This is a genomic window from Pseudomonas sp. LBUM1659 (genome assembly GCF_059716045.1).
On the sequence record NZ_CP166797.1, the window covers coordinates 3,691,449 to 3,714,745 of the forward strand.

A 23,297-nucleotide genomic window follows, 5' to 3' on the forward strand; every position below is an offset into this window, starting at 1 on the left:
GACATGAACGGTGAATGTGTCGGCCTCATCGCAGGCAAGCAATGCTCCTACAGGGGTGCGTTTGCGAAGTCAGTGCCGGCGCTTGAGGGTATCGGAGGGCAGTTCGCCGAACTGTTTGCGGTAGCTGTCGGAGAATCGGCCAAGGTGCAGGAAGCCATAATCCATGGCCACTTCGGTGACGTTGCGCACGTTGCAGGTCGGGTCGCTCAGGCACAGGTTGATGCGTTCGAGCTTCTTCTGCCGGATGTAGTTTTGCGGGGAGGTTCCCGCGTTGCGCTCAAACAGCCCATACAACGAACGCAGGCTCATCCGCGCCTGGCGTGCCAGTTCCTCACTGTCGATGTCGTGTTTGAGGTTGCGTGCGATGTAATCGGCAATCACCTCGAACGTGGGCGAACCCAGGCTACTGCGGATAACGTTGGTTTTCATCAGGCTGAGCATCTTGCTGACGATGATCTGCGCGTAGTGTTCTTGCACGCGGGGGATCTGCTCGGTGGCTTCGGCTTCCTGACAAATCATCGCCAACAGGCTGACAAAACCTTCCAGCTCATCGAGCTGGTAACGGTTCTCCAGGAACCGCACGCCCTGCCCCGGATAACGCCAGCGCTGTTCATCGCACACGGATTCAAACAGCCGGGTGGGGACTTTGAGGATGAATTTTTCGCAATCGTCAGAATAAGTCAGATCGACCGGTTCATCGGGGTTGATCAGCAGCAACTCACCCGGCGCGAAGTAATGCTCCTGACCCCCTCCGCGCGACAGGCAGTTGCCCCGCAGCAGCACTTGCAGATGATAAATGCTGTCGAGTGCGCCCGACGTCACGCGTACGCTGGCGCCGTAACTGATGCGGCACAGGTCCAGGCTGGCGAATTTACGGTGATCAAGGCTGGCCAGGGGGCGACCGACCTTGGGCATCAGGATGCAATGGTTGCCGACATGCTGATTGACGTAACCCGATACCGCATAAGGGTCGGCATGGTCGAATACTCTGCTGCGCTGACTCAACAGTTGCGCGTGCATCATCGGGTCACTCTCATTGTTGTTATCGGCTGTCGGGCCATTCTAGAACCGCCGTGGCCCAAACGCAGAAAGCCACGAGATAAACGGTCAGTTATCTCGTGGCCCGGTCCTGCGCGGCGAGGCATCAATCCTCGAGCGCACGAACCCGTTCGTGGCGCTGCTGTTCTTCAGGTTGCGCCGTGGACTGCAAGGTGAAATCGAATTCGATTTCGGCAAACCGGCCGCTGACACCATAGGCCGTTGCGCGTTGTTGATCGTCGCTGAAGGTGTTCTTGGCAATCAACTCATCACGGGTGGCGTAAGCGAAATCGTCGTGCAGGTATTGATCGCCATCGAGGTTGATCTGGGTGGTCAGGTGACGATGATCCGGCGCCGAGATAAAGAAGTGAACGTGCGCCGGACGCTGACCGTGACGCCCCAGTTGATCGAGCAGTTGCTGGGTCGGACCGTCCGGCGGGCAGCCATAACCCGAAGGCACGATGCTGCGGAAACGATAGCGACCTTCTGCATCGGTCACGATCCGGCGGCGCAGGTTGAATTCCGATTGCGCGGTATCGAAGTACGAGTAAGTGCCACCGGTGTTGGCGTGCCAGACGTCGACCACGGCACCTGCCAGCGGTTCGCCGGCGGTGTTGAACACGCGCCCTTGCATGAACAATGTCACACCTGGATCGAGGCCATCATCGAGTCGCGCTTCGCCTTCGGACAACGGCGCGCCGGCCACGTACAGCGGGCCTTCGATGGTGCGTGGCGTGCCGCCGGATTTGCCGGCCTGCTCGTCTTCAGCGTCCATCAGCAGATCGAGGTAATGCTCCAGCCCCACCCCGGCCACCAACAATCCCGCTTCCTGACGCGCGCCCAGTACGTTCAGGTAATTGACCGCTTTCCAGAATTCTTCCGGGGTCACGGACAGGTCTTCGATGATGTTCACCGAATCACGCAGAATGCGGTAGATCAGGGCTTTAACGCGCGGGTTGCCGGCGTCGTTGAGCAAGCCACTGGCGTCTTCGAGAAACTTCTGTGCGCTGGCAGTGTGGGAAATCTTTACGTTCATGGTGGTTCCTCATCTTGTAATTATTAGCGTAGCGAACTGAACAGGCTGGGTTCAGCGGTCATCCTCGCGGATGGAAGACGGGTGCCGGCACATCGCGTCAATCTCGATCGCCATGTACGGAAACAGCGGCAATTGCATCAGCAGGTCGTGCAGTTCTTGAATGCTGTCGACATCGAATACGCTGTAGTTGGCATAGTGCCCGGCGATGCGCCACAGGTGGCGCCACTTGCCTTGCTCTTGCAGGCGTTGGGCCAGGGCTTTTTCATCAGCCTTCAGCTTGGCGGCAGCTTCCGGGTTCATGGCGACCGGTAGATTCACGGTCATTTTTACGTGGAATAGCATGATCTCTCCTCAGGCTTGATGAACGGAGGTGGATGTTTTGTCGCGACGGAAAAACGCCAGGAGTTCTTCATCCAGGCTCAAGCCCAGGCCCGGTGTTTGCGGGACGTGCAGTTCGAAGTCGCGATAGACCAGCGGCTCGCTGAGAATGTCTTCGGTCAGCAGCAAGGGGCCGAACAGTTCAGTGTCCCAGGCCAGTTTGTTCAAGGTGATAAAGGCATGAGCCGAGGCCATGGTGCCGAGGCCGCCTTCCAGCATGGTGCCGCCATACAGGGCGATGCCGGCTGCTTCGGCAATCGCAGCAGTGCGCAACACGGCGCGGGGGCCGCCGTTCTTGGCGATCTTCAAGGCAAACACCGACGCTGCCCCTTCGCGCGCCAGATTGAAGGCATCCTCCACGCATTCGATGGACTCGTCGGCCATGATTGGCGCCGGGCTCATCGCATTCAGACGCGCCATGCCCGCGCGGTTGTTGCGCGAGATCGGCTGCTCGATCAGGTCGATGCCGTTGGTGCCGAGGATCCGGCAAGCGCGCAATGCGACCGCTTCGTCCCAGGCCTGATTGACATCGACCCGCACGCTGGCGCGATCGCCCAGGGCTTTTTTGATCGCAATGACGTGGGCCAGGTCGCGATTGACTTCACCGGCACCGATTTTCAGCTTGAAGATCCGATGGCGGCGCAGGTCGAGCATTTTTTCTGCTTCGGCGATGTCTTTGTCGGTGTCGCCGCTGGCCAGGGTCCAGGCCACCGGCAAGGCATCACGGACACGCCCGCCCAGCAACTCGCTGACCGGAAGGCCGAGGCGCTTGCCCTGGGCGTCGAGCAACGCGGTTTCGATCCCGGATTTGGCAAAGGTATTGCCGCGAATGCTGCGCTCCAGACGCAACATGGCGGCATTCACATTGCCGCTGTCCTGGCCGATCAGCAGGGGCGCAAAGTGTGTGTCGATGTTGGTCTTGATGCTGTCCGGGCTTTCGTTGCCATAGGCCAGGCCACCGATGGTAGTGGATTCACCGATCCCTTCGATGCCATCGGCGCAGCGCACACGGATGATCACCAGGGTCTGATTCTGCATGGTGTGCATCGCCAGCTTGTGCGGGCGGATGGTCGGCAGATCGACGATGATCGTCTCGATCGATTCAATGGCTGTTGCACGCATGTCGATACCCGTCAGGTTCTTAAAGTTCTGAAACCGATTCTCGTACGGCTTTTTTCGGGAAGCCAATATAGAATTGGTCTGACTTGATACCTTTAAGGTATGCAAACGACAAACACCCGGAGGCCCCATGGAACTGCGTCACCTGCGGTATTTTCAGGTGTTGGCTCAAACCCTGAATTTCACCCGCGCCGCCGAACTGCTGCACATCGCCCAACCGCCCCTGAGCCGGCAGATCCAGCAACTGGAAGAAGAACTCGGGGTGTTGTTGCTGGAGCGTGGCCGGCCGCTGAAGCTGACAGAGGCCGGGCGGTTTTTCCATGAGCACTCCACCGCCCTGCTCGAACAATTGAACAAAGTCTGCGACAACACGCGGCGGATCGGCCTGGGGGAAAAGACCTGGCTGGGCATCGGCTTCGCGCCTTCAACCCTGTACGGTGTGCTGCCGGAACTGATCCGGCGTTTGCGCAGCGGCGAGCCTCTGGAGCTTGAACTGGGGCTATCGGAGATGACCACGCTGCAACAAGTGCAAGCGCTCAAGGCCGGCCGGATCGATATCGGCTTCGGGCGCATTCGCATCGACGACCCGGCCATCATTCAAACGGTGCTCACCGAAGACCGGCTGGTCGCCGCCCTGCCCGCCGGCCATCCCCTGCTGGCCGGGCCAGTCAGCCTTCGTCAACTGTCCAAAGAACCCTTTGTGCTGTACCCGGGCAACCCGCGCCCGAGCTATGCCGACCATGTGATTGCCCTGTTCGAGTCCTGTGGCGTGAGCATCCACGTGGCGCAATGGACCAATGAACTGCAAACGGCAATCGGTCTGGTGGGGGCCGGGATCGGCGTCACGCTGGTGCCGGCCTCGGTGCAGTTGCTGCACCGCGACGACATTGGCTTTACCCCGCTGCTGGAAGACAACGCCACCTCGCCGATCATTCTCAGTCGGCGCGTGGGCGATGTCTCACCGGGGTTGAATCATTGTTTGAAGGTGATCGAAGAGCTGCAACCGCAGGCGACGTTTTAATGGGAATTTTTGTCCCAGAACCAGTTCCAGAAACCCGGCAGTTCTACTGGCTGCGAACTGTCCTTGACGGTGCGCGCCATCGCCGCGCGCAGAACGGCGTCGTGATTGTCGTAAAACGGTTTTTGCGCCAGTGGCACGCCGGTCGCCTTGGCGCTGTCGATCAGGATTTGCAGGTATTCCCGGGTGTGTCGGGCGGTATACCGATTGAGGTCGTGGAAGGTCACCACCACCGGTATCACCCCATCCACGGTCGGCAACTCGCCCAGCGCGATGCGCTCACGCACTTCAGACATTGAACGCAGCATATGAGACCGACGCCGGGGGCTGGCGTTGAAGCCCCAGATTTTGCCGTCATTGGCGCTCAAATCGGTCAGCAATACCTGCATGCCGTACTGCTGATAAGCGGCGAATACGCGTTTGTCGTAGTTCCAGAATGGCGGACGAACCAGGGTCGGCGGCGCACCGGTGATAGCCGCGATGTCTGCACTGCCTTTGCGCAACGACTGCTCCAATTCTTCCGGGCTCAGCGAACGGTGATTGGTGTGCCAGTGGGTGGCCGTGTGAAATCCCAGCACCTGACCTTCTTCCTGTTCGCGATGCATGAGCTTGCGACCGATGTCGCTGTCGCCGGCCCGTGGCGCGCCGGTCTGCACGAAAAACACCGCTTTGATGTTCGGCTGTAGAGGATTGTCCTTCAGGCTGTCGAGCACGGTCGCGGTGGGATTCCAGAGGCTCGAAGCGCTGGGGCCGTCGTCGTAGGTCAGCAGAAAACGAATCGGTGCCTGCACCTGTAGACGTTGTTCCGTCTGCGGGGTCAGTTCGATGGGTGCAGCGATGCAGCCTGCCAGCCCGACGGCGATGGCAATTGTGCTTAATAGTTTGAACAGCTGTTTCATGTTTTGCCTTGGATCAGACCGTGACGGTCAACTCATCAAATGGCAAAAATCCTTCGCCCGTTCATCCTTCGCCGGCCCGCCAGTTTCGCGGGCCGAGGTTGGATCAGGGTACACAGTGTTTGGTTCCGCCGCCCACCCTCGGGATCGGCGCGATCCGCTGCCGGCGAGTTTGAAGGCATTGTCATTGACCGAACTGCAGCGTGCCCATGTGATCTGAAGGCTAAGCTGAACATTCCCGTCACAGCTTTCTACCGCAGGGTTTGCCGATGTGTGGACGACTGTCGCAGTACCGTGGCATTCACGACTTTGTCGCCGTGCTGAGCATTCCCGATGCGATGATCAATCACGTCGGGGATGAGCCCTTGGCTCGCTACAACGCGGCGCCCACCACCCCACTCGCCCTGTTGCACCTTGAGCCTGACGGGTTGCACGCCGATCCGGTGCGCTGGGGTTGGCGCCCACATTGGGCGAAGGATCGTGCGGCGCCGATCAACGCACGGGTTGAAAAAGTCGCTCACGGCCCGTTCTTCCGGGCGATCTGGCCACACCGGGCGATTGTGCCGATCGACAACTGGTTCGAATGGGTCGATGCCGGCGATTCGACGCGTCTGCCCTGGCTGATTCGTAGACGGGACGGCGCACCGAGTTACTGTGCAGCCATCGGCCAATTTCCCGGCGCTGGTAACGAGCCGCGCGGCGACGATGGTTTCGTCATCATCACGGCGGACAGCGCTGGCGGCATGCTTGATATTCATGACCGGCGGCCGGTGGTGTTGTCAGCGGAACTGGCGCGCGAATGGCTTGATCCGGCCACCCCAAAAGAACGCGCCGAACAGATGGTGCTTTTACAGGGTGAAACCAGCGAGGTCTTCGAGTGGTACAGGGTCGACAAAGCCGTTGGCAATGTCAGGAACCAGAATAGTGAATTGATAAATGAGCTTATTTAATGCAGAGCCTATATGGCCCTTTATAGGCATGGAGAATATTAGCCAATCAACAGAACACATAATGGTTGCACATTCTGTTTTACGCGAAAAACACTTGTCGATGAATGCGGGGATTTCCCATTAACCGCTTGTCTGACAACTCGCTCGCTGTACATACATTTAGTATCACTAAAGCTAGGATGCGCGCCGTATTTCCGTGACTTCACCCAGTTGACCAAAGAGTCGACAAAGAAGGAAATCCCTAAAAATCAACAAGCCTTGCAGAGAACTAAGTTGCGCGACGATCTTGTCATTAATCAAGTCAGCAGCCTGGAGTGTGTGCACCTGTCTTTGACAGAACGCTATCAACTTGACTGCTTTATCGGGCAATACATAAGAACCCGAAACCTGCACTCCAACCCCAACATCAACGATATTCTGCGTTCAACCCTTGCGACCTACTCCGGCAAACCGCCGGTCATGGTCAACGAGCTGAATGCATGGATCGACAAGACCTTGGGCTATAGGGCTTCGCATCCGGATTTTCCGTCGTTGGAAGACCTTTGAAATGACGTCCGGTGCCGTTCGGCAAAAGAAGAGCCCCGCTTGATAGCGGGGCTCTTCGTATGCGTGAGTCGGTCAGGGCTTCAACGGACGATCTTCATCGCGGTCTGACAACTCTCGGCTGTCGTCATGTTTCCAGTCCTGCCGCGAACGTTCTTGACGCCTGATCTCTTCCTCCGAGGGTTCATCCTCATCTTCAACATCCGGACGTTTGGGATCATTGGCCATGCGCACCTCTCTTCCTGTGAAGGGACTTATTTAAGCGTAGAACAAATTCGAGCGCTCGATTCAGAGCCACCAGCGCAGCAAGAAGAAAAAACCCATGCTCAGCAGCATACTGAGCAACGTGTTGCGGGTGTAAAGCACCAGCCCCACCGCCACCAGTGAACTGATCAGGTAGGGGTTGTCCCACTGCAAGTTCAGTTGTTTGTCGGGCATGAACACGATCGGCCCGCAGATGGCGGTCAACATGCCCGGTACGGCAAAACCGAGGAATTGCCGGGCATTGCTGCTCAGGCGCACCGGCAACCGGGGTTCGAGAAACACGTAGCGGTTGAGAAACACCAGCACGCCCATTCCGATAATCACCGCCCACACCATCATGCTGCGCGCCCCCTGTAGAGTTTGTTGCAGATAAAGCCCGCGGTCATGCCCGCCAATCCGGACAGCACCAGCGCCGAGCCCCATTGCCAGTAACTGAACAACACCGAGCAGAACAGCGACACCGCGACACACACCACGGTGGGCACGCTGCGCACCACCGGCGTGATCAAGGCGATGAAGGTGGCTGCGATGGAGAAGTCCAGTCCCAAATGCTCCAACCCCGGAATGCTGCTGCCCAGCACAATGCCTGCCAGGGTGAACAAGTTCCAGGCGATGTAAAACGTCAGCCCGACACCCAGCGCGTACCAGCGATTGAATTGCTGTTTGTCGTGCTGACTGGTCAAGGCAAACAGCTCATCGGTGAGCAAAAAGCCCAGCCCCACTCGCCAGCGCCCTGGCAATGGCGAAATCACTGAACGCATGCTCATGCCATAAAGCAGATGCTGCGAAGTCAGCAGCAAGGTGGTCAGCAGAATCGAAAAGATCCCGGCACCGCCCTTGAGCATGCCGATGGCGACCAACTGCGCGGCGCCGGCAAACACGATGCTCGACAGTCCCTGCCCTTGCAGCGGGGTGAGGTTGGCCTCAATGGCCATGGACCCGGCCAGCAAGCCCCATGGCGCGGTGGCCAGGGACAGCGGCATGATCGCCGCGGCGCCACGCAGAAACGCACTGCGCGGCATGAGTGAATTCGACATAACGCCCTGCAACCAGTGAAAAACCAGTGATGTTGCCAGTAGTCGCGTGGATTATCGAGCCAAACTCAATCGAGTTCGCTGACTTTCGCTGAACACCTCGAACCCATAGAGCTGCCGCTGACGTCCGAGTACCATGAAGCAACTCGCATAACAGGTCAGGGAGGCGACATGCTTTACCGGATCGCTGCCGACGGGCTGCTTTTATTTCATCTGTTGTTCATTCTGTTCGTGCTGTTCGGCGGGCTGCTGGTGCTCAAGTGGCGACCACTGATCTGGGCCCACCTGCCCGCTGCCGCATGGGGCGTGACGGTTGAAGTCTTGCACTTGACCTGCCCGCTGACCCAGTGGGAAAACCTGATGCGCCAGGCAGCCGGGCAAACCGGCTACGGTGGCGGCTTTATCGAACACTACGTATGGCCAGTCATTTACCCCGCCGGCCTGACACCGGCGATTCAACTGGCGCTGGGCAGCGTGGTGCTGGCTATCAACGTGCTGGTCTATCTTCGGCTGATCAGGCTGTGGAGATTGCGCCGGGCCACCTGAAACAAGCGCCGAGGATGAGTCCATGCTGTCGATTGAAGACCTGAGTCTGCTCCAGGCGATCCGCGAGACCGGCAGCCTGTCCCGAGCCGCCGCGCACTTGGGCAAGGCGCCGTCGACCGTGTCCTACGCCGCGCGGCAACTGGAGGAACGCTTCGACGCGTTGCTCTTCGATCGCCGTCGTTACCGCTTGCAGCTCACCCCGGCCGGCGAGTTGCTGGTGAACGAGGCGGCGCGGTTGATGCAGGACGTGTCCCGGCTGACCCAGCGGGTGCAGCAAGTGGCCAACGGCTGGGAAAGCCGGTTATGGATTGTCACCGATGAATTACTCGAATTCGAAGCCTTGATTCCAGTGATCCACGAATTCGACGCGCTGGAATCCGGCGTACCGCTGCGCATCACTCAAGAGGTGCTCAAAGGCGTTTGGGAAGCCCTGCGTGAAGGCCGCGCGGACTTGATCATTGGCGCCACCAACGAACCGCCAGCGATCCCGACCCTGCGCTGGATGCAATTGGGGGAAATGGAGTGGGTGTTCGCGGTGTCGCCCAAACACCCGCTGGCCAAGGCCAAAGAACCGATTTCACGGGCGATGGTGGCGCAGCACCGGGCGATTGTCGTGGCCGATTCATCGCGGATCACGGAGGGCAGCACCTACGGCGTCTCTGGCGGCCAACCGGTGCTCGCGGTGCCGACCATGCGCGCAAAAGTCCTGGCGCAATGCAATGGGCTCGGCGTCGGCTGGCTGCCCCGGCACCGGGTGGGCTCGTTACTGAAAAACGGCACCCTGGTCGAAAAGCAGATGGCCGACCCGCGCGAACCGAACATTCTGTATGCCGGCTGGCGCGGCGATCATGACGGTCGTGCATTGGGCTGGTGGCTGGAAAAACTCAAGCAATCGTACCTCTGCACCCAACTGGTTCAGGGCAGCGACCGGTTTGTCTGAACTCAGTTAGCCGTGACACTCATGTTCCGCCCACTGACCTTGGCCACATACAGCGCCTTGTCCGCCGCGCTGACCAGATCATCGGGCTGGTCCTGCGAAGCCGGGTTGTAGGCGCAAACACCGATACTGACCGTCACCCTGCCCTCCGGGCTTTCGCAGTGCGCAATATCCACTCGCAGTACCGCATGACGGATGTTTTCGGCCACCAGGAAAGCGCCCGCATAGTCGGTGCCCGGCAGCACCACAGAGAACTCTTCGCCGCCATAACGCGCGGCAAGGTCGCCGGGGCGCTTGATGTTGTCCTTGATGATCGCGCTGATCCGGCGCAAACACTCATCGCCGGCCACATGGCCATAACGATCGTTGAAGCTCTTGAAGTGATCGACATCGATCATCAGCATGGCAAGGTCAGTCTGCGTGCGCCGTGCGCGGCCCATTTCCGCAAGGATAAACACGTCGAACTGACGCCGGTTGGACAGCCCGGTCAGCGCATCCTCAAGGGCCAGCAATTCAAGGCTGCGATTGACCTCGATGAGTTTTTCCTGGCCATCGAGCAACACACGCTGGACGTGTTGTTGCTGCTTCATGACGTGAATGAGGCGGTAACCGAGCCCGCCCAGAAACAGCAGCAGCGAGACCACGATACCTGCGCTCAATGCCGTCTCTTTGCGCCAGCCGGCCAGGACTTCCTCCTTGTCCAACGCGGCAAAGATGATCAGCGGATACCCGCTGACCCGCCGAAACCCGACCACCCGTTCCACACCGTCCACATATGACTTGACGGTGGCCGTTCCGAAATTACCTTTGGGCAACAGTTGGGTAAACAGCGGCGCCTTGGCCACGCTTTTGCCAATGTCAGCCTCATTGAACGGCCGCCGCACAACAATGCTGGCGTCATCGGCAAACAGGCTGATCACCCCGTTGCGGCCCATATCGATACTGTCGTAAAGCTCAAGGAAATGACTGAGATAGATCGTTGCCAGCGCCACACCGGCAAATCGACCATCCGGATGATTGATCCGGCGTGACACGGTCATGATCCATTCGCCGCTCGAACGACTTTTTATCGACTGACCGATATGCGGGCCCCGGTCAGGATGGTCTCGATGAAAGATGAAATACTCACGGTCAGAATTGTTCGCCTCAGGCATCTCTGCGCCATTGGAATTGGCGATCCAGCGCCCTTCTTCGTCAAAGACGAACAAGCCATGCAGTTGCTTCAGTTCGCTGCGTTCAGCGCTGAGCAAACGTTGCAATCTGGGCAGTTGTTGCGCACCGACACCATCGTTTTCGACACGGTCCACGAGCGCAAACAGCAGCGTATCGGCCTGTTTTATCGACGCTTGCGTTTGCGACGCCAGGGTCTGCGCCAGGTTGGACATCGCCACTTCTTTGTCATGCAGATGGTACTGGCGCAAAGTCCAGGCTTCCCAGATCACGATTGCCGTCATCGACAGGCACACCGCCACGAGCAGAACTACCGCGTATCGGACCTTGAGCCTCGACGCATGCTGGCCGGGCTCCCACGGCGTAGCGGGACGGGCGCTTTCAGTTGGATCTTTAATGGACGAATGCCCCTATAACGTTCCCTGATTCGTTATGACAGGGCAACTTTTCCTGTTCGCCCTTTGAATGCCGTACCAGCAACAAGATAGGCGATTTGCGAACTTCACGACGGGATTGTGTGGGGAATCCGCCCTGAAGTCTTACTTCGGCGACTGTTTCACCGCCTCAAGCCAGGCCGGATCCAGACGGGTTTGATCGGTGTCGATGCCCAGCGCATCCATCCGCGCCTTGTGCTGATCCATCTCGCGGATCAACTGACTGTGGTCGCTGGAGTTGCCGTCCAGTTCGTGCATCTGGTTCAAGCCCAGGTGGTAAAAACGCAGCAGCTTCATGGCCACCGGATCACCCGTCTCAACCGCTGCGGTGACCTGATGCATGATGTTGGTGATGCTCATCAGGCTGCGCTTGAGCTGCCAGCCGTACACCGCGGCCGCCATCCATGGCTGGTTCCAGAACTTGCCGCGCATCAGCGCGACCATCAGCAACACCGCAATAAACACGCCGCCGACGTTATACCGCAGGTTATCGCCGCCGGGTTCACCGAACAACGCCACCGCCGCCGTGGACAGCACCATCGCCAGCGCCAGGAACATCAGGGCAATAATCACCGTACTGCGGCGCGTCTGTTGTCGATAGGTTTGAGCATTCTGCGGCTGGATTTCGAACATCGCGACAGGGTTCCTTGAGGGCATGAACAAAAAAGACGGCCAGGCATTATCGCCTCTGCGAGGGATTTAGCTATGCTGGGGCTCCTTTTCATCTTTTCTTCGTCAAACGGGGGACATGGCGGTACAGCGCAGATCGTGCCATCTTCATCCATGGATACACTCTATTCGGATGCCATTCGCGCGGCTCGGTGAGTGACATCGTTTTAAGGATCATTGAATGACCCAACGACAAGTAATCAACGCCTCGGTCAGCCCAAAAGGCAGCCTGGAAACCCTTTCTCAACGCGAAGTCCAACAACTGAGCGAAGCCGGTTCCGGCAGCACCTACGACATCTTCCGCCAATGCGCTCTGGCCATCCTCAACACCGGCGCCCATGTCGACAATGCCAAAACCATCCTTGAAGCCTACAAAGATTTTGAAATCCGCATCCACCAGCAGGATCGCGGCGTACGTCTGGAACTGCTGAATGCCCCGGCCGACGCCTTCGTCGACGGCGAAATGATCGCCAGCACGCGCGAGATGCTGTTCAGCGCCCTGCGTGACATCGTCTACACCGAAAACGAACTCGACAGCCAGCGCATCGACCTGAGTACTTCCCAAGGCATCAGCGACTACGTGTTCCACCTGCTGCGCAACGCCCGCACCCTGCGCCCCGGCGTCGAGCCGAAGATCGTGGTCTGCTGGGGCGGCCACTCGATCAACACCGAAGAATACAAATACACCAAGAAAGTCGGCCACGAACTGGGCCTGCGCAGCCTCGACATCTGCACCGGTTGCGGCCCCGGCGTGATGAAAGGCCCGATGAAAGGCGCGACCATCGCCCACGCCAAACAGCGTATTCACGGCGGGCGTTACCTTGGATTGACCGAACCGGGCATCATCGCCGCCGAAGCGCCAAACCCGATCGTCAATGAGCTGGTGATCTTGCCGGACATCGAAAAACGTCTGGAAGCGTTCGTCCGTGTCGGCCACGGCATCATCATTTTCCCGGGCGGCGCGGGCACGGCCGAAGAGTTCCTGTACCTGCTCGGCATCCTGATGCACCCGGACAACCAAGGCCTGCCCTTCCCGGTTGTTCTCACCGGGCCAAAACATGCCGCCCCATATCTGCAACAACTGGACGCGTTCGTCGGCGCCACGCTTGGCGACGCCGCGAAGAAACATTACGAGATCATCATCGACGATCCGGCTGAAGTCGCACGGCAGATGACTCAAGGACTCAAAGCCGTCAAACAGTTCCGCCGCGAGCGCAATGACGCGTTTCACTTCAACTGGCTGCTGAAGATCGACGAAGGCTTCCAGCGCCCGTTCGACCCGACCCACGAAAACATGGCCAACCTGAAACTGAGCCAGGCCCTTCCCGCCCACGAACTGGCGGCCAACCTGCGGCGCGCGTTCTCCGGCATTGTCGCCGGCAACGTCAAGGACAAGGGCATCCGCCTGATCGAACAGCACGGGCCTTACCAAATCCGTGGCGACGCGGCGATCATGCACCCGCTGGATGAACTGCTCAAAGCCTTCGTCGCCCAACACCGGATGAAACTGCCGGGTGGAGCGGCTTATGTGCCGTGTTATCAGGTCGTGGCATAGCCCTCGACCCGATTAACACCTAACTCCATGTGGGAGCGAGCCTGCTCGCGATGAGGCCCTGTCAGTCAACATTGATGTTAAATGACACACCGTCATCGCGAGCAGGCTCGCTCCCACAGGGGTTTATAGGTGATCGGCGTCGATGATCGCCTTGGCAAAGGCCTGCGGATCTTCCTGTGGCAGGTTATGGCCGATGCCGCCATTGATCAGTCGGTACTCATACTTGCCGGTAAAACGCTTGGCGTAATCCTCGGCCGCCGGGTGCGGTGCGCCATTGGCGTCGCCTTCCATCGTAATGGTCGGCACCGTGATCGAAGGTGCCTTGGCCAGCCGCTGTTCCAGCGCTTCATATTGGGGTTCACCCTGGACCATGCCCAACCGCCAGCGGTAAATGAAAATGGTGATCGCGACATGGTCCGGGTTGTCCAGCGCGACTGCGCTGCGATCATAGGTCGCGTCATCGAAGGCCCATTTCGGCGACGCCAGTTGCCAGATCAACTTTGCGAAATCATGACGGTTTTTTTCGTAGCCGGCCTGGCCGCGCTCGGTCGCGAAATAGAACTGATACCACCACTGCAACTCGGCCTTGGGCGGTAACGGGTTCTTCCCGGCAGCCTGATTACCGATCAAATAGCCGCTCACCGAGACCAGCGCCTTGACCCGTTCCGGCCACAGCGCCGAGACGATGTCCGCTGAACGCGCGCCCCAGTCATAGCCGCCGAGCACGGCCTGTTTGATCTTCAGCGCATCCATGAAGTCGATGACGTCACTGGCCAACGCCGCAGGCTGGCCGTTGCGCAGGGTCTTGTCAGACAGGAAATGCGTGTCGCCGTAACCCCGTGCATACGGGATCAGCACCCGGTACCCCTTGGCCGCCAGCAGCGGCGCCACTTCGCTATAACTGTGAATGTCGTAGGGCCAACCGTGCAGAAGTATCACCACCGGACCATCGGCGGGCCCCACCTCTGCGTAAGCCACATTCAGCAAGCCGGCTTTGACGTGCTTCAACGGACCGAACGGGGTATACGAATCCGCACTGGCCACAGCCGGCTCTGCGGTCGGAGTGGCAGCTTGCGCATTGGCAGCACCGAGGGCACCGAACTGCATCAGCGCGAAAGCGAGCATCGTCGGCGCCATAAAGCGCCGGCGTGATGCGGTTTTACGGCTCAACACATTCATCTTCATGGTGATTTCCCTACAAGTCATTTGTCTGTGGTTCTGAACGACGTAGTGGATGGATCAACCGCCCTGATTGGCGCATTCGCCGACTTTGCTGTAATCGAGCACTTTGTGTATGCCGCTGGAATCCAGGTAGTTCAGGCGAGCATTGACAATGCCGCAACCGCTGCCCGAATCTTCGATGGAAAGCACCTGCTTGATATCCAGATGAGCTCCGTGAACAGAAGTCTGCGGCGTCGTTTGAACATCGGCCTGGGCCGAGAACGCGGCAACGTTCAGGACGGCGAAGAAGCTGGCGGCAACGAGTGTGTTCCAGTTCATGATGAATACCTCAGGGTTGCGATAGGCGGTGGGTGTGAGGCAAGTCGTCTTGCCTCGATGCAAGCCATTTAATCGCCCGCAGGTATCTGCCATGTGTCGTCAAAACGGCGTTATTAAGGCGTAAGGTGTCAAACAGGGCGCCCGATACAGTGCGATACAAATCCCGCAACGCTCGGTAATGCGCACCAATCAAGAGGGTTGAGCAATGGAGCATGTGAACCACATCCTGATCGTCGATGACGATCGCGAGATCCGCGAGCTGGTGGGCAATTACCTGAAGAAAAACGGCTTGCGCACAACCGTGGTTGCCGACGGCCGGCAGATGCGCCATTTTCTGGAAACCAATCAGGTGGACCTGATTGTGCTGGACCTCATGATGCCCGGTGATGACGGCCTGGTGCTGTGCCGTGAATTACGCGCAGGCAAACACAAAGCCACACCGATCCTGATGCTCACCGCCCGCAACGACGAAACCGATCGTATCCTGGGCCTGGAAATGGGTGCCGACGATTACCTGACCAAACCCTTCGCCGCCCGCGAGCTGCTGGCTCGGATCAATGCGGTATTGCGCCGTACGCGGATGCTGCCGCCAAATCTGCTGATTACCGAAACGGGCCGGCTGCTTGGCTTCGGACGCTGGCGCCTCGACACAACGGCGCGCCACTTGCTGGATGAAGACGGCACGATGGTCGCCCTCAGTGGCGCGGAATACAGATTGCTGCGCGTGTTCCTCGATCACCCGCAACGGGTGCTCAGCCGCGACCAATTGCTCAACCTGACCCAGGGCCGCGATTCCGACCTGTTCGACCGCTCCATCGATTTGCTGGTGAGCCGTTTGCGCCAGCGTCTGCTGGATGACTCACGCGAGCCGACCTACATCAAGACCGTGCGCAGCGAAGGCTACGTGTTCTCTTACCCGGTGGAATTGCTCGGCGCCCCCCAATGAGGTTCTCCCTGAATTAGCCGCGCACGCTGACGTCCCAACCTTTATTCCTGATAACCAAGCTTGACGCATCGGCTGACCTGGCTTGCACCATGAAGCATTTATGACAATATTTGTCGCACACTTCGTGGTCAGTCCGAATTTGGACTTAATATTGTCACTCACCAACATCGGCGCTAATGTCAATACCAGCCCGACACTAAGCCAAGAACAAGTAGACCTTCAAGTCAAGCGATCTTCTTACTGAGTATTACTTGTTTAACCGGCAACTGTACTGATGATTGGCTGCGCGGGCAGACAGTCGAACTGCCAGTAGCAACAGCTCGCGAAGTAGTTGTGTCATGCAGCCAATTTATTGGAGGCACGCCGACAATGCTATTGCACATCCCACTTCAAAAGAAGTTCTACATTCGCAAGGCGATAGTTAATCATGATCAAGAGACAAAGTAATATAAAGTTTTTTATTTTAGGCAATTTAATAGTGGCCAGCGCAATCATCGCCTCGAGTATCGCGCTAAACTTTCATGCCGAAGCGAAAACCACTAAAACTCGCTATGAAGAAGCACGCGAGGAAAGACTTCAGATAATGCAGATCCGCGTGGACACTCTCAGGGAGCTTAAGTACGTACTAAAATACACCACTGGAATACCCTCCCCTGACTTACTAAAAGCGAAACACACCTTAGACCAGTTAATCTCTGACATAGAAGTCCAGCGCATTCAAATCAACATAGAAAATAATAGGGGGAAAAAAAATGGCTCACATCAATGAGAAAGAAGCTGGCGGACTAAATACCCTTGCTTTTTTGGACATGCTTGCGTGGTCAGAAGGGACGGACAATGGAAAACAGTGCACCAGCAATCATGGTTACGATGTGATCGTTGGCGGCGAGCTATTTACTAGTTACGTTGACCATCCGCGAAAACTAGTCGCTTTACCGAGGCTGGGTATTAAGTCCACGGCAGCGGGTCGCTATCAACTGCTTTCGCGGTATTGGGATGCCTACAAAGGTTCGCTTAAACTTGTCGGTGGTTTTACGCCCGAAAACCAGGACCGAGTCGCTATACAGCAGATTCGTGAGCAGGGAGCACTTAAAGACATTAAAACTGGAAGAGTAACGGAAGCCATCGCTAAGTGTTCAAATATCTGGGCAAGTCTACCGGGCGCAGGATATGGACAGCGTGAACACGCCGTTGAGCAACTCATCGCTCACTATATTTACGCAGGTGGTGCGTTAGAGGCTTGATAACGAGTCCAGCATGATGAATGTATAGGCCCGTACATCTTACCGACCCTTTTGCAGTGAGATTATAAAAACACCAAGGAGGTATTCATGTGATCGCTCTTACTCTGAAATCTATCGCGCTGATTTCCGCAGCCGTGATCGCGGCAAGTTCCACGTGGATAATTCAGGGGTGGCGATATGGCGCCGAGATTGAAACCATACAGCGGGTTCACGCCGACACCCTGGCCGAAATTAGCCGAGTCGCTGCGCGACAATTACAGGCGCAACTGGACCGGCATAAGGAACAGTCCAACGAGATTACGTTGCTCGATCAGAGGCACTATCAGGAGTTACAAGATGCACAGCAAAATACCGTTCGTCTTAGTGCTGATCTTGCCGCCACTCGTCAGCGGTTGTCAGTCCGCGTTCAGCGTTGCTCCTCCAGCCACTTGCCTGCAAACGCCACCCCCCCCGGCCTGGATGATGGAGCCCAGCGAGCCGAACTATACCCAGAGGATGCAGCGGCTCTTGCAACCCTCACCGGAGACGCCGATCGTTGCGCAGTAAAGCTGAGCGGACTGCAAGGTTACGTTTGTGCAATCAAATCGGATGCACCTGGTTGTGGATTAGTCAGTAAAGGCGCGGCAAGGCCTGAATAGGAAAACCGCGTTGAATTCGGTTCGAAATATCAGCGGTAATGATCGCTATCCGCCACACAATGAAGATCAATTGTAGGAGCGGGCTTGCTCGCGATCGCGACGCTACATTTAACATTTCAAATCAGGCAGCGCTGGCTGGTCGACCGCACACCTCGCTGACAGGAATCAACGGTCTCGATAACGACTATGCCCAACGGTGTTTTTTCATCATCACGCTCCAGCACTACAGTGGCGACATCTTCTCCCCACGCTCTGGAGCAACATCATGAAAAGCCTCATCGGTCTTGGTTTCGCCCTGTCGGTTCTTGGCGCTACGTCCGCTATCGCGGCGCCGCACGCCACCTCACAGGTTGTCGACGCCGTTAAAGTCAGCCAACCGGCCACACTCACTGTGAACACTGTTGGTAGCGATCACAAAGACAGTCAGCCGAGCACACTGTACGTCGCTGAAAACCGCCCTGAGTTCGGCTCGAAGTATCAGCGGTATTGATTAACGGCTTTGCGCCGCTTGAACAAAAAACCCCGGGTAGATCCGATCTACCCGGGGTTTTCTTTGTTAAACGCAATCCCCAACGAGTCGCGCCGCCAGGGCTTTAGCCTGTAGGGCTACGTCGGTGACTGCCGTACTTTCCCACCACATGCCGCGCAACGGTGGACCCATGGCGAACAGGCGCCGGGCGGCCTGCCCTTCGGCGTCAAGTACGGCACCGTCGACAGCCGCCGAAATCCCCAATGCCAACGGTCCCGGCCGGATCAATCCGCGCGCCAACAGTTGCTGTGGCAGCGGTCGGGCGACCCGGCGCCAGTCATACTCGATGCCGCTGGAGTTGATCAACGCCGCGCCAAGGACCACACACGTGTCGGCCTCGCCCCGACGGCGAATGCGGATGCTGACTCCGTCCTGCGACCCGGGTTCAAGGCCTTTGAACGACGCCGCTTGAATCCGCAAGCGCCCTTCTCTGTGCAAGCGCGCCACGAGGGCGGCACTCAACGGTGGCGAGCGGTGGTGATGACTTTCCCACCACGGCCGGACATGTCGCACAAACTGCCGACGCTGCCGGTCCGTCGCCTGATTCCACAAACGGCCAATATGCGCACGCACGGTGTCGAGCGGTGCTTGCCAGTCGATGCCTTGGGCGATGGCCTCCCGACAATGTCGTCGCAGTTCGCGCACCAACTGGCGGGGTGTGCGAATGCTGTGATCGTCAGCCAGAAAATCTACCCAGGCCGGTGGTTGTCGACGCACATGCGGCAGCAAGCCGTGGCGGGAAAACACTTCGATCGGCCCGCGATGCCCGGCCTGTTCCAGCGACACCACAGCATCGACCATGGTCAGGCCGGAACCGATGATCAGCACCGTCGACTGTGGATCTAGCTGGCGCATGGCGGCGACATCCCACGGATCCAGCGCTGCGGCGTTCAAACCGCTGGACTCTTTCAGTGGCGTGCGCGCCGCGGGAAACATCCCGGTCGACAGCACCGCATAAGCGCCCTGCAAGCGTTGCCCGTCACTCAATGTCAGCCGAACCGAAACGTCGTCCGTTTGCAGATCGATCACTTCGGCCTGCACGTGTTCGAGCGTTGAGTCATTCAGCGTCCCGACGGCTTGCGCTTCGGCCAGGCGTTGCTGCACGTACACGCCGAACAGGCCCCGTGGCGGGAACAACTCGCTGATCGGCACAGGTTGCTCGGCCGATTCCGGCCAGCCACCGGTGGCGATGTGTTCAGTCAACCATTGCGTCAGGTCATCGGCGTTGTCCGGATCGACGCTCATCCGCGCCGAGTTGCCGTTCAGCGTATGGCCCAACTCGACCGCACTGTAGGCTTCGCCCCGACCGAGCTCCGCACGGGGTTCGATCACCAGTACCGAACGACGGCCAGGCAAGCGCATTAATTGCGCCGCCAGCATCGCGCCACTGAGGCCGCCGCCGACGATCAGAATGTCTGCGTGGCGGGTGGCGTCGATCGTCTGCGCGCTTTGGATTTCGTTCATGCCCTGCTCATTGGTCAATGTTTACCGGAATGGAACGCTGTGCGTGCCACCTTAATGTTTTGCTCTCCCGCACACAAACCTCCCCCAAGGAGTGAGCCTGCTCGCGATGCGGTGTGTCAGTCGCCATTAGCGCTGGCTGGCCTGACGCCTTCGCTGGCAAGCCAGCTCCTACAGATGACCTCGTTTTCTGTGAGACAGCCGATCAAATGCAGTGAAGGCGTCTAGGCAGACACCACCTTCTTCACCTGCTGATGCAACGCTGCCAAGTCCCGATAACCGGCACCCGGATGAATATCCGGCAACCGCGCTCCTTCCCCAAACAACTTCTCACGCAAGGTCCCCGGCGCATATTCCGTTTTGTACACCCCGCGCTTCTGCAACTCCGGCACCAGCAATTCCACGGCATCGATGAAGGTTTCGTGGGTCAACGCATAGGCCAGGTTGAAACCGTCCACGTCGGTCTCCTCAACCCACTCTTGCAGAAGATCGGCGACCGTCTCGGGACCGCCGACAAACAACGGCCCAAAGCCGCCAATCCCCACCCAGTCTGCCAGTTCGTTGGGCGTCCAGACCTTGTTCGGGTCCGCCGTGGAAAACGCTTCCACCGCCGATTGAATGGCATTGGTGTGCACGTGCTTGAGCGGTTCATCGGGTTTGAACTGGCTGAAGTCGATGCCGGTCCAGCCGGAAATCAACGCCATGGCCCCTTCGTAGCTGACCCAGGACTTGTATTCCTCGAACTTGGCTTTGGCCTTCGCGTCGGTTTCACCGAGGATTACCGTTTGCAGGTTAAAGATCAGGATTTTCTTCGGATCGCGCCCGGCCTCGGCGGCACGTCGGCGAATGTCCGCCACGGTTTTCTTCAGCAACACTTTCGACGGCGCGGCGACGAATACGCATTCGGCATGTTCGGCCGCAAACTGCTTGCCTCGACTCGATGCGCCGGCCTGATAAAGCACCGGCGTGCGTTGCGGCGAAGGTTCGCAGAGGTGAATGCCCGGAACCTGGAAGTGTTTGCCAACGTGGCGGATCTCGTGAATTTTGCTCGGTTCGCTGAAGATCCGTCGCTCGCGATCACGCAGAATCGCGCCCTCTTCCCAACTGCCTTCCCAGAGCTTGTAGCAAACCTCCAGGTATTCCTCAGCGAAGTCATAACGGGCGTCGTGTTCGGTCTGGTTTTTCTGGCCGATGTTTTTTGCGCCACTCTCCAGGTACGACGTGACGATGTTCCAGCCGGCGCGGCCCTTGGTCAGGTGATCCAGCGTCGACAGGCGTCGGGCGAACGGATACGGATGTTCAAACGATAGCGAGGCGGTCAGGCCAAAGCCCAGATGCTCGGTCACCAGTGCCATCGGCGGGATCAGTTGCAGCGGATCGTTGACCGGCACTTGCGCTGCCTGACGGATCGCTGCCTCACCGTTGCCGTTGTAGACGTCGTAGATACCCAGCACATCAGCAATGAACAAGCCGTCAAACTTGCCGCGCTCAAGAATTTTCGCCAGATCGGTCCAGTATTCGAGGTCTTTGTATTGCCACGAACGATCGCGCGGGTGCGCCCACAAGCCCGGCGACTGATGGCCGACGCAGTTCATGTCGAAGGCGTTCAGGCGAATTTCGCGGGAAGTACGTGGGGATTGGGCTGGGGTTGTCATGGGCCGACTCCGGGATTCTGGTGAATGCTCCGGGAGCTTTTGCAGGAGTCGTGCCTGAATATAATTTCATGTTATTTCAACAGGTTGGCGAATCTTCCAAGAAAAACATGAAGCTTTTGAAGGGCAAAGTGTCTATCCACTGTTGATCGGCAAACAGTCAAATCACCACGTTGCGCACAAACCGCGCGGCCACCGGACCATCATTGCGATAGGCATGGGGCTGGTTGCTGGCGAACATGAAGAACTCACCGGCAGCGATAAGCTGCTGTGTGTCGCCCAACATCAGGGTCAGGCAGCCTTCAAACACGTAGATCTGCTCGCTCCAGCCTTCAGCATCCGGTTGCGACGGGTAGATTTCCCCCGGTTGCAGGCACCACTCCCATTGTTCCACTTCGCGAGTAGCGGTGGCCTTGGACAGTAAAACGGCTTTGCTGCCGGGGATCAATCCGGCCCAGGCCACTTCGTTGATGCGGCTTGGGTCCCGGGCGTCCGGGGCCTGGATCAGATCGCTGAAGGCCACCTCCAGCGCTTCGGCCACGCGGTCGAGTGTGGTCAGGCTGACGTTCTTCTCGCCGGCCTCGATGGCCACCAGCATCCGGCGGCTGACCCCCGACTTTTCGGCCAGTGCGGTCTGGCTCATGTCAGCGGCGTGGCGCAAACGTCGAACGTTTTGGCTGACGTGCTGGAGGACCGAAGCCCGTTGCGTGGAATCTTTGTGCACTATATTGCTCACTCGGTGGGGTTGGGCAGTATACTGCGCAACATTCGGCGCATTGTGCGTCCCCCCCAAGTAGTGTGCAAGGTCATGATGTTGGCGAACTCTTCCTCCCGTTTCTCACGGTTCAGTAAAGCCGAGTGCGTGCTGGTGCTGATCACCATGGTCTGGGGCGGCACCTTTTTGTTGGTGCAGCACGCGATGACCGTCAGCGGCCCGATGTTTTTCGTCGGCCTGCGCTTCGCCGCAGCCGCGATCCTGGTTGCGCTGTTCTCCTGGCGCCACCTGCGGGAACTGACTCTGTTTGAACTCAAGGCCGGTGCCTTTATCGGTGTGGCGATCATGCTCGGTTACGGCTTGCAGACAGTCGGTTTGCAGAGCATTCCCAGCAGCCAGTCAGCGTTTATCACCGCGTTGTACGTGCCTTTCGTGCCGTTACTGCAATGGCTGGTGCTGGGACGACGCCCGGGGTTGATGCCGAGCATCGGAATCATGCTGGCGTTTACCGGGTTGATGTTGCTGTCGGGGCCTTCCGGCGCGTCGTTCAATTTCAGCCCGGGTGAAATCGCCACGCTGATCAGCTCCGTCGCGATTGCCGCGGAGATCATTCTGATCAGCACCTATGCCGGCCAGGTCGATGTGCGCAGGGTGACGGTGGTGCAATTGGCTACCACGTCAGTGCTGGCGTTTTTGATGGTGGTGCCAACTCAGGAACGCATTCCGGACTTTTCCTGGCTGCTGTTGTGCAGTGCTTTGGGCCTGGGCGCGGCGAGTGCGGCGATTCAGGTGGCAATGAACTGGGCGCAGAAAAGTGTTTCACCGACGCGGGCGACGTTGATTTATGCGGGAGAACCGGTGTGGGCCGGGATTGTCGGGCGGATTGCCGGGGAGCGACTGCCGGCGATTGCACTGGTTGGCGCAGGGTTGATCGTGGCAGCGGTGATTGTGAGTGAGTTGAAGACCAAGGGTAAGGGTGCTGCGGCGCAGGAAGAGTTGGAACAGGAGACACAAGGTTAAACTGC

The 23,297-nt window shown here is 58.3% G+C and carries 27 protein-coding genes and 1 pseudogene; 13 read left to right on the top strand and 15 right to left on the bottom strand.

Annotated elements, in window-relative coordinates; translation table 11 throughout:
* Nucleotides 1-69: 69 nt before the first annotated feature.
* The 4 genes from ACA048_RS16630 to ACA048_RS16645 form a co-directional block, all read right to left on the bottom strand.
* Nucleotides 70-1,023, bottom strand: coding sequence for an AraC family transcriptional regulator (locus ACA048_RS16630; RefSeq protein ID WP_497625403.1), 954 nt, complete (start codon nt 1,021-1,023; stop codon nt 70-72).
* A 121-nt stretch (nt 1,024-1,144) separates the two neighbouring features.
* Nucleotides 1,145-2,074, bottom strand: coding sequence for a catechol 1,2-dioxygenase (gene catA, locus ACA048_RS16635; RefSeq protein WP_497625404.1), 930 nt, complete (start codon nt 2,072-2,074; stop codon nt 1,145-1,147).
* Nucleotides 2,075-2,125: 51 nt separating this feature from the next.
* A complete protein-coding gene (catC, locus tag ACA048_RS16640; protein WP_497625405.1) occupies nt 2,126-2,416 on the bottom strand; it encodes a muconolactone Delta-isomerase in 291 nt (96 codons plus the stop codon).
* A gap of 9 nt (nt 2,417-2,425) precedes the next feature.
* On the bottom strand, nt 2,426-3,574 hold the full coding sequence (locus ACA048_RS16645; protein ID WP_497625406.1) for a muconate cycloisomerase family protein: 1,149 nt from the start codon (nt 3,572-3,574) through the stop codon (nt 2,426-2,428).
* Between the two features lie 127 nt (nt 3,575-3,701).
* On the opposite strand from ACA048_RS16645, the gene ACA048_RS16650 reads away from it, so the two are divergent.
* Nucleotides 3,702-4,592 (top strand): LysR family transcriptional regulator, encoded by an 891-nt coding sequence (locus ACA048_RS16650; protein WP_497625407.1) that lies wholly within the window; start codon nt 3,702-3,704, stop codon nt 4,590-4,592.
* Here the strand turns inward: ACA048_RS16650 and ACA048_RS16655 are convergent.
* Nucleotides 4,589-5,488, bottom strand: coding sequence for a polysaccharide deacetylase family protein (locus tag ACA048_RS16655; protein ID WP_497625408.1), 900 nt, complete (start codon nt 5,486-5,488; stop codon nt 4,589-4,591). The genes ACA048_RS16650 and ACA048_RS16655 overlap by 4 nt on opposite strands.
* A gap of 130 nt (nt 5,489-5,618) precedes the next feature.
* Between ACA048_RS16655 and ACA048_RS16660 the strand changes: the two are divergent.
* From ACA048_RS16660 to ACA048_RS16670, 3 genes and pseudogenes are all read left to right on the top strand, one after another.
* Nucleotides 5,619-5,705, top strand: a pseudogene (locus ACA048_RS16660) (ABC transporter ATP-binding protein); the annotation flags it as partial.
* Between the two features lie 49 nt (nt 5,706-5,754).
* The gene (locus ACA048_RS16665; RefSeq protein ID WP_497625409.1) at nt 5,755-6,435 is read left to right on the top strand and encodes an SOS response-associated peptidase; all 681 of its coding nucleotides are present in this window, start codon (nt 5,755-5,757) and stop codon (nt 6,433-6,435) included.
* Nucleotides 6,436-6,708: 273 nt separating this feature from the next.
* The gene (locus ACA048_RS16670; RefSeq protein ID WP_497629882.1) at nt 6,709-6,981 is read left to right on the top strand and encodes a hypothetical protein; all 273 of its coding nucleotides are present in this window, start codon (nt 6,709-6,711) and stop codon (nt 6,979-6,981) included.
* Nucleotides 6,982-7,053: 72 nt separating this feature from the next.
* On the opposite strand, the gene ACA048_RS16675 is transcribed toward ACA048_RS16670, so the two are convergent.
* From ACA048_RS16675 to ACA048_RS16685, 3 genes are read right to left on the bottom strand one after another with little or no spacing between them, the layout of a single operon-like run.
* The gene (locus ACA048_RS16675; protein ID WP_497625410.1) at nt 7,054-7,206 is read right to left on the bottom strand and encodes a hypothetical protein; all 153 of its coding nucleotides are present in this window, start codon (nt 7,204-7,206) and stop codon (nt 7,054-7,056) included.
* A 60-nt stretch (nt 7,207-7,266) separates the two neighbouring features.
* On the bottom strand, nt 7,267-7,578 hold the full coding sequence (locus tag ACA048_RS16680; protein ID WP_162830874.1) for an AzlD domain-containing protein: 312 nt from the start codon (nt 7,576-7,578) through the stop codon (nt 7,267-7,269).
* Nucleotides 7,578-8,279: an AzlC family ABC transporter permease gene (locus ACA048_RS16685; protein WP_497625411.1), complete on the bottom strand. Its 702-nt coding sequence runs from the start codon at nt 8,277-8,279 to the stop codon at nt 7,578-7,580. The genes ACA048_RS16680 and ACA048_RS16685 overlap by 1 nt, the downstream gene beginning before the upstream one ends.
* Before the next feature lie 168 nt (nt 8,280-8,447).
* Between ACA048_RS16685 and ACA048_RS16690 the strand changes: the two genes are divergently transcribed.
* Together ACA048_RS16690 and ACA048_RS16695 are read left to right on the top strand one after the other, a co-directional pair.
* The gene (locus ACA048_RS16690) at nt 8,448-8,822 is read left to right on the top strand and encodes a DUF2784 domain-containing protein (protein ID WP_497625412.1); all 375 of its coding nucleotides are present in this window, start codon (nt 8,448-8,450) and stop codon (nt 8,820-8,822) included.
* Nucleotides 8,823-8,844: 22 nt separating this feature from the next.
* Nucleotides 8,845-9,762: a LysR family transcriptional regulator gene (locus tag ACA048_RS16695; RefSeq protein WP_497625413.1), complete on the top strand. Its 918-nt coding sequence runs from the start codon at nt 8,845-8,847 to the stop codon at nt 9,760-9,762.
* Nucleotides 9,763-9,764: 2 nt separating this feature from the next.
* Here ACA048_RS16695 and ACA048_RS16700 read toward each other — a convergent pair whose 3' ends face one another.
* The gene (locus ACA048_RS16700; RefSeq protein ID WP_497625414.1) at nt 9,765-11,213 is read right to left on the bottom strand and encodes a sensor domain-containing diguanylate cyclase; all 1,449 of its coding nucleotides are present in this window, start codon (nt 11,211-11,213) and stop codon (nt 9,765-9,767) included.
* Between the two features lie 255 nt (nt 11,214-11,468).
* The gene (locus tag ACA048_RS16705) at nt 11,469-11,996 is read right to left on the bottom strand and encodes a DUF3087 domain-containing protein (protein ID WP_497625415.1); all 528 of its coding nucleotides are present in this window, start codon (nt 11,994-11,996) and stop codon (nt 11,469-11,471) included.
* Between the two features lie 217 nt (nt 11,997-12,213).
* On the opposite strand from ACA048_RS16705, the gene ppnN reads away from it, so the two are divergent.
* A complete protein-coding gene (gene ppnN, locus ACA048_RS16710) occupies nt 12,214-13,587 on the top strand; it encodes a nucleotide 5'-monophosphate nucleosidase PpnN (RefSeq protein ID WP_497625416.1) in 1,374 nt (457 codons plus the stop codon).
* 123 nt (nt 13,588-13,710) lie between these two features.
* Here ppnN and ACA048_RS16715 read toward each other — a convergent pair whose 3' ends face one another.
* Together ACA048_RS16715 and ACA048_RS16720 are read right to left on the bottom strand one after the other, a co-directional pair.
* Complete coding sequence (locus ACA048_RS16715) at nt 13,711-14,772, bottom strand: alpha/beta fold hydrolase (protein WP_497625417.1); 1,062 nt, start codon at nt 14,770-14,772, stop codon at nt 13,711-13,713.
* 54 nt (nt 14,773-14,826) lie between these two features.
* Nucleotides 14,827-15,087: a DUF2790 domain-containing protein gene (locus tag ACA048_RS16720; RefSeq protein WP_497625418.1), complete on the bottom strand. Its 261-nt coding sequence runs from the start codon at nt 15,085-15,087 to the stop codon at nt 14,827-14,829.
* 205 nt (nt 15,088-15,292) lie between these two features.
* Between ACA048_RS16720 and ACA048_RS16725 the strand changes: the two genes are divergently transcribed.
* The 5 genes from ACA048_RS16725 to ACA048_RS16745 all read left to right on the top strand — a co-directional run bounded on the left by ACA048_RS16725 (nt 15,293) and on the right by ACA048_RS16745 (nt 18,405).
* Entirely contained in the window at nt 15,293-16,033 is a 741-nt protein-coding gene (locus ACA048_RS16725; RefSeq protein WP_223511171.1) for a response regulator, read from the top strand.
* A 427-nt stretch (nt 16,034-16,460) separates the two neighbouring features.
* Complete coding sequence (locus tag ACA048_RS16730) at nt 16,461-16,802, top strand: hypothetical protein (RefSeq protein ID WP_497625419.1); 342 nt, start codon at nt 16,461-16,463, stop codon at nt 16,800-16,802.
* Nucleotides 16,786-17,277, top strand: coding sequence for a glycoside hydrolase family 24 protein (locus ACA048_RS16735; protein WP_497625420.1), 492 nt, complete (start codon nt 16,786-16,788; stop codon nt 17,275-17,277). The genes ACA048_RS16730 and ACA048_RS16735 overlap by 17 nt, the downstream gene beginning before the upstream one ends.
* An 89-nt stretch (nt 17,278-17,366) precedes the next feature.
* Nucleotides 17,367-17,915: a lysis system i-spanin subunit Rz gene (locus ACA048_RS16740; RefSeq protein WP_497625421.1), complete on the top strand. Its 549-nt coding sequence runs from the start codon at nt 17,367-17,369 to the stop codon at nt 17,913-17,915.
* A gap of 265 nt (nt 17,916-18,180) precedes the next feature.
* Nucleotides 18,181-18,405, top strand: coding sequence for a hypothetical protein (locus tag ACA048_RS16745; RefSeq protein ID WP_497625422.1), 225 nt, complete (start codon nt 18,181-18,183; stop codon nt 18,403-18,405).
* Nucleotides 18,406-18,471: 66 nt separating this feature from the next.
* Here the strand turns inward: ACA048_RS16745 and ACA048_RS16750 are convergent, their stop codons facing one another.
* The 3 genes from ACA048_RS16750 to ACA048_RS16760 all read right to left on the bottom strand — a co-directional run bounded on the left by ACA048_RS16750 (nt 18,472) and on the right by ACA048_RS16760 (nt 22,281).
* Entirely contained in the window at nt 18,472-19,908 is a 1,437-nt protein-coding gene (locus tag ACA048_RS16750) for an FAD/NAD(P)-binding protein (RefSeq protein ID WP_497625423.1), read from the bottom strand.
* Between the two features lie 221 nt (nt 19,909-20,129).
* Nucleotides 20,130-21,560, bottom strand: coding sequence for an LLM class flavin-dependent oxidoreductase (locus ACA048_RS16755; RefSeq protein ID WP_497625424.1), 1,431 nt, complete (start codon nt 21,558-21,560; stop codon nt 20,130-20,132).
* Between the two features lie 157 nt (nt 21,561-21,717).
* Nucleotides 21,718-22,281 carry a helix-turn-helix domain-containing protein gene (locus ACA048_RS16760; RefSeq protein WP_497625425.1) on the bottom strand — a complete coding sequence of 188 codons (564 nt, stop codon included), beginning with the start codon at nt 22,279-22,281 and terminating at the stop codon, nt 21,718-21,720.
* Between ACA048_RS16760 and ACA048_RS16765 the strand changes: the two genes are divergently transcribed.
* Entirely contained in the window at nt 22,276-23,292 is a 1,017-nt protein-coding gene (locus ACA048_RS16765; protein WP_497625426.1) for a DMT family transporter, read from the top strand. The genes ACA048_RS16760 and ACA048_RS16765 overlap by 6 nt on opposite strands.
* Nucleotides 23,293-23,297 lie beyond the last annotated feature (5 nt).

Bases quoted from the DNA above. Each gene is read 5' to 3' on its own strand.
- ACA048_RS16630 (WP_497625403.1), bottom strand. From the start codon at position 1,023: ATGATGCACGCGCAACTGTTGAGTCAGCGCAGCAGAGTATTCGACCAT.
- catA (WP_497625404.1), bottom strand. From the start codon at position 2,074: ATGAACGTAAAGATTTCCCACACTGCCAGCGCACAGAAGTTTCTCGAA.
- catC (WP_497625405.1), bottom strand. From the start codon at position 2,416: ATGCTATTCCACGTAAAAATGACCGTGAATCTACCGGTCGCCATGAAC.
- ACA048_RS16645 (WP_497625406.1), bottom strand. From the start codon at position 3,574: ATGCGTGCAACAGCCATTGAATCGATCGAGACGATCATCGTCGATCTG.
- ACA048_RS16650 (WP_497625407.1), top strand. From the start codon at position 3,702: ATGGAACTGCGTCACCTGCGGTATTTTCAGGTGTTGGCTCAAACCCTG.
- ACA048_RS16655 (WP_497625408.1), bottom strand. From the start codon at position 5,488: ATGAAACAGCTGTTCAAACTATTAAGCACAATTGCCATCGCCGTCGGG.
- ACA048_RS16665 (WP_497625409.1), top strand. From the start codon at position 5,755: ATGTGTGGACGACTGTCGCAGTACCGTGGCATTCACGACTTTGTCGCC.
- ACA048_RS16675 (WP_497625410.1), bottom strand. From the start codon at position 7,206: ATGGCCAATGATCCCAAACGTCCGGATGTTGAAGATGAGGATGAACCC.
- ACA048_RS16680 (WP_162830874.1), bottom strand. From the start codon at position 7,578: ATGGTGTGGGCGGTGATTATCGGAATGGGCGTGCTGGTGTTTCTCAAC.
- ACA048_RS16685 (WP_497625411.1), bottom strand. From the start codon at position 8,279: ATGTCGAATTCACTCATGCCGCGCAGTGCGTTTCTGCGTGGCGCCGCG.
- ACA048_RS16690 (WP_497625412.1), top strand. From the start codon at position 8,448: ATGCTTTACCGGATCGCTGCCGACGGGCTGCTTTTATTTCATCTGTTG.
- ACA048_RS16695 (WP_497625413.1), top strand. From the start codon at position 8,845: ATGCTGTCGATTGAAGACCTGAGTCTGCTCCAGGCGATCCGCGAGACC.
- ACA048_RS16700 (WP_497625414.1), bottom strand. From the start codon at position 11,213: ATGACGGCAATCGTGATCTGGGAAGCCTGGACTTTGCGCCAGTACCAT.
- ACA048_RS16705 (WP_497625415.1), bottom strand. From the start codon at position 11,996: ATGTTCGAAATCCAGCCGCAGAATGCTCAAACCTATCGACAACAGACG.
- ppnN (WP_497625416.1), top strand. From the start codon at position 12,214: ATGACCCAACGACAAGTAATCAACGCCTCGGTCAGCCCAAAAGGCAGC.
- ACA048_RS16715 (WP_497625417.1), bottom strand. From the start codon at position 14,772: ATGAAGATGAATGTGTTGAGCCGTAAAACCGCATCACGCCGGCGCTTT.
- ACA048_RS16720 (WP_497625418.1), bottom strand. From the start codon at position 15,087: ATGAACTGGAACACACTCGTTGCCGCCAGCTTCTTCGCCGTCCTGAAC.
- ACA048_RS16725 (WP_223511171.1), top strand. From the start codon at position 15,293: ATGGAGCATGTGAACCACATCCTGATCGTCGATGACGATCGCGAGATC.
- ACA048_RS16730 (WP_497625419.1), top strand. From the start codon at position 16,461: ATGATCAAGAGACAAAGTAATATAAAGTTTTTTATTTTAGGCAATTTA.
- ACA048_RS16735 (WP_497625420.1), top strand. From the start codon at position 16,786: ATGGCTCACATCAATGAGAAAGAAGCTGGCGGACTAAATACCCTTGCT.
- ACA048_RS16745 (WP_497625422.1), top strand. From the start codon at position 18,181: ATGAAAAGCCTCATCGGTCTTGGTTTCGCCCTGTCGGTTCTTGGCGCT.
- ACA048_RS16750 (WP_497625423.1), bottom strand. From the start codon at position 19,908: ATGAACGAAATCCAAAGCGCGCAGACGATCGACGCCACCCGCCACGCA.
- ACA048_RS16755 (WP_497625424.1), bottom strand. From the start codon at position 21,560: ATGACAACCCCAGCCCAATCCCCACGTACTTCCCGCGAAATTCGCCTG.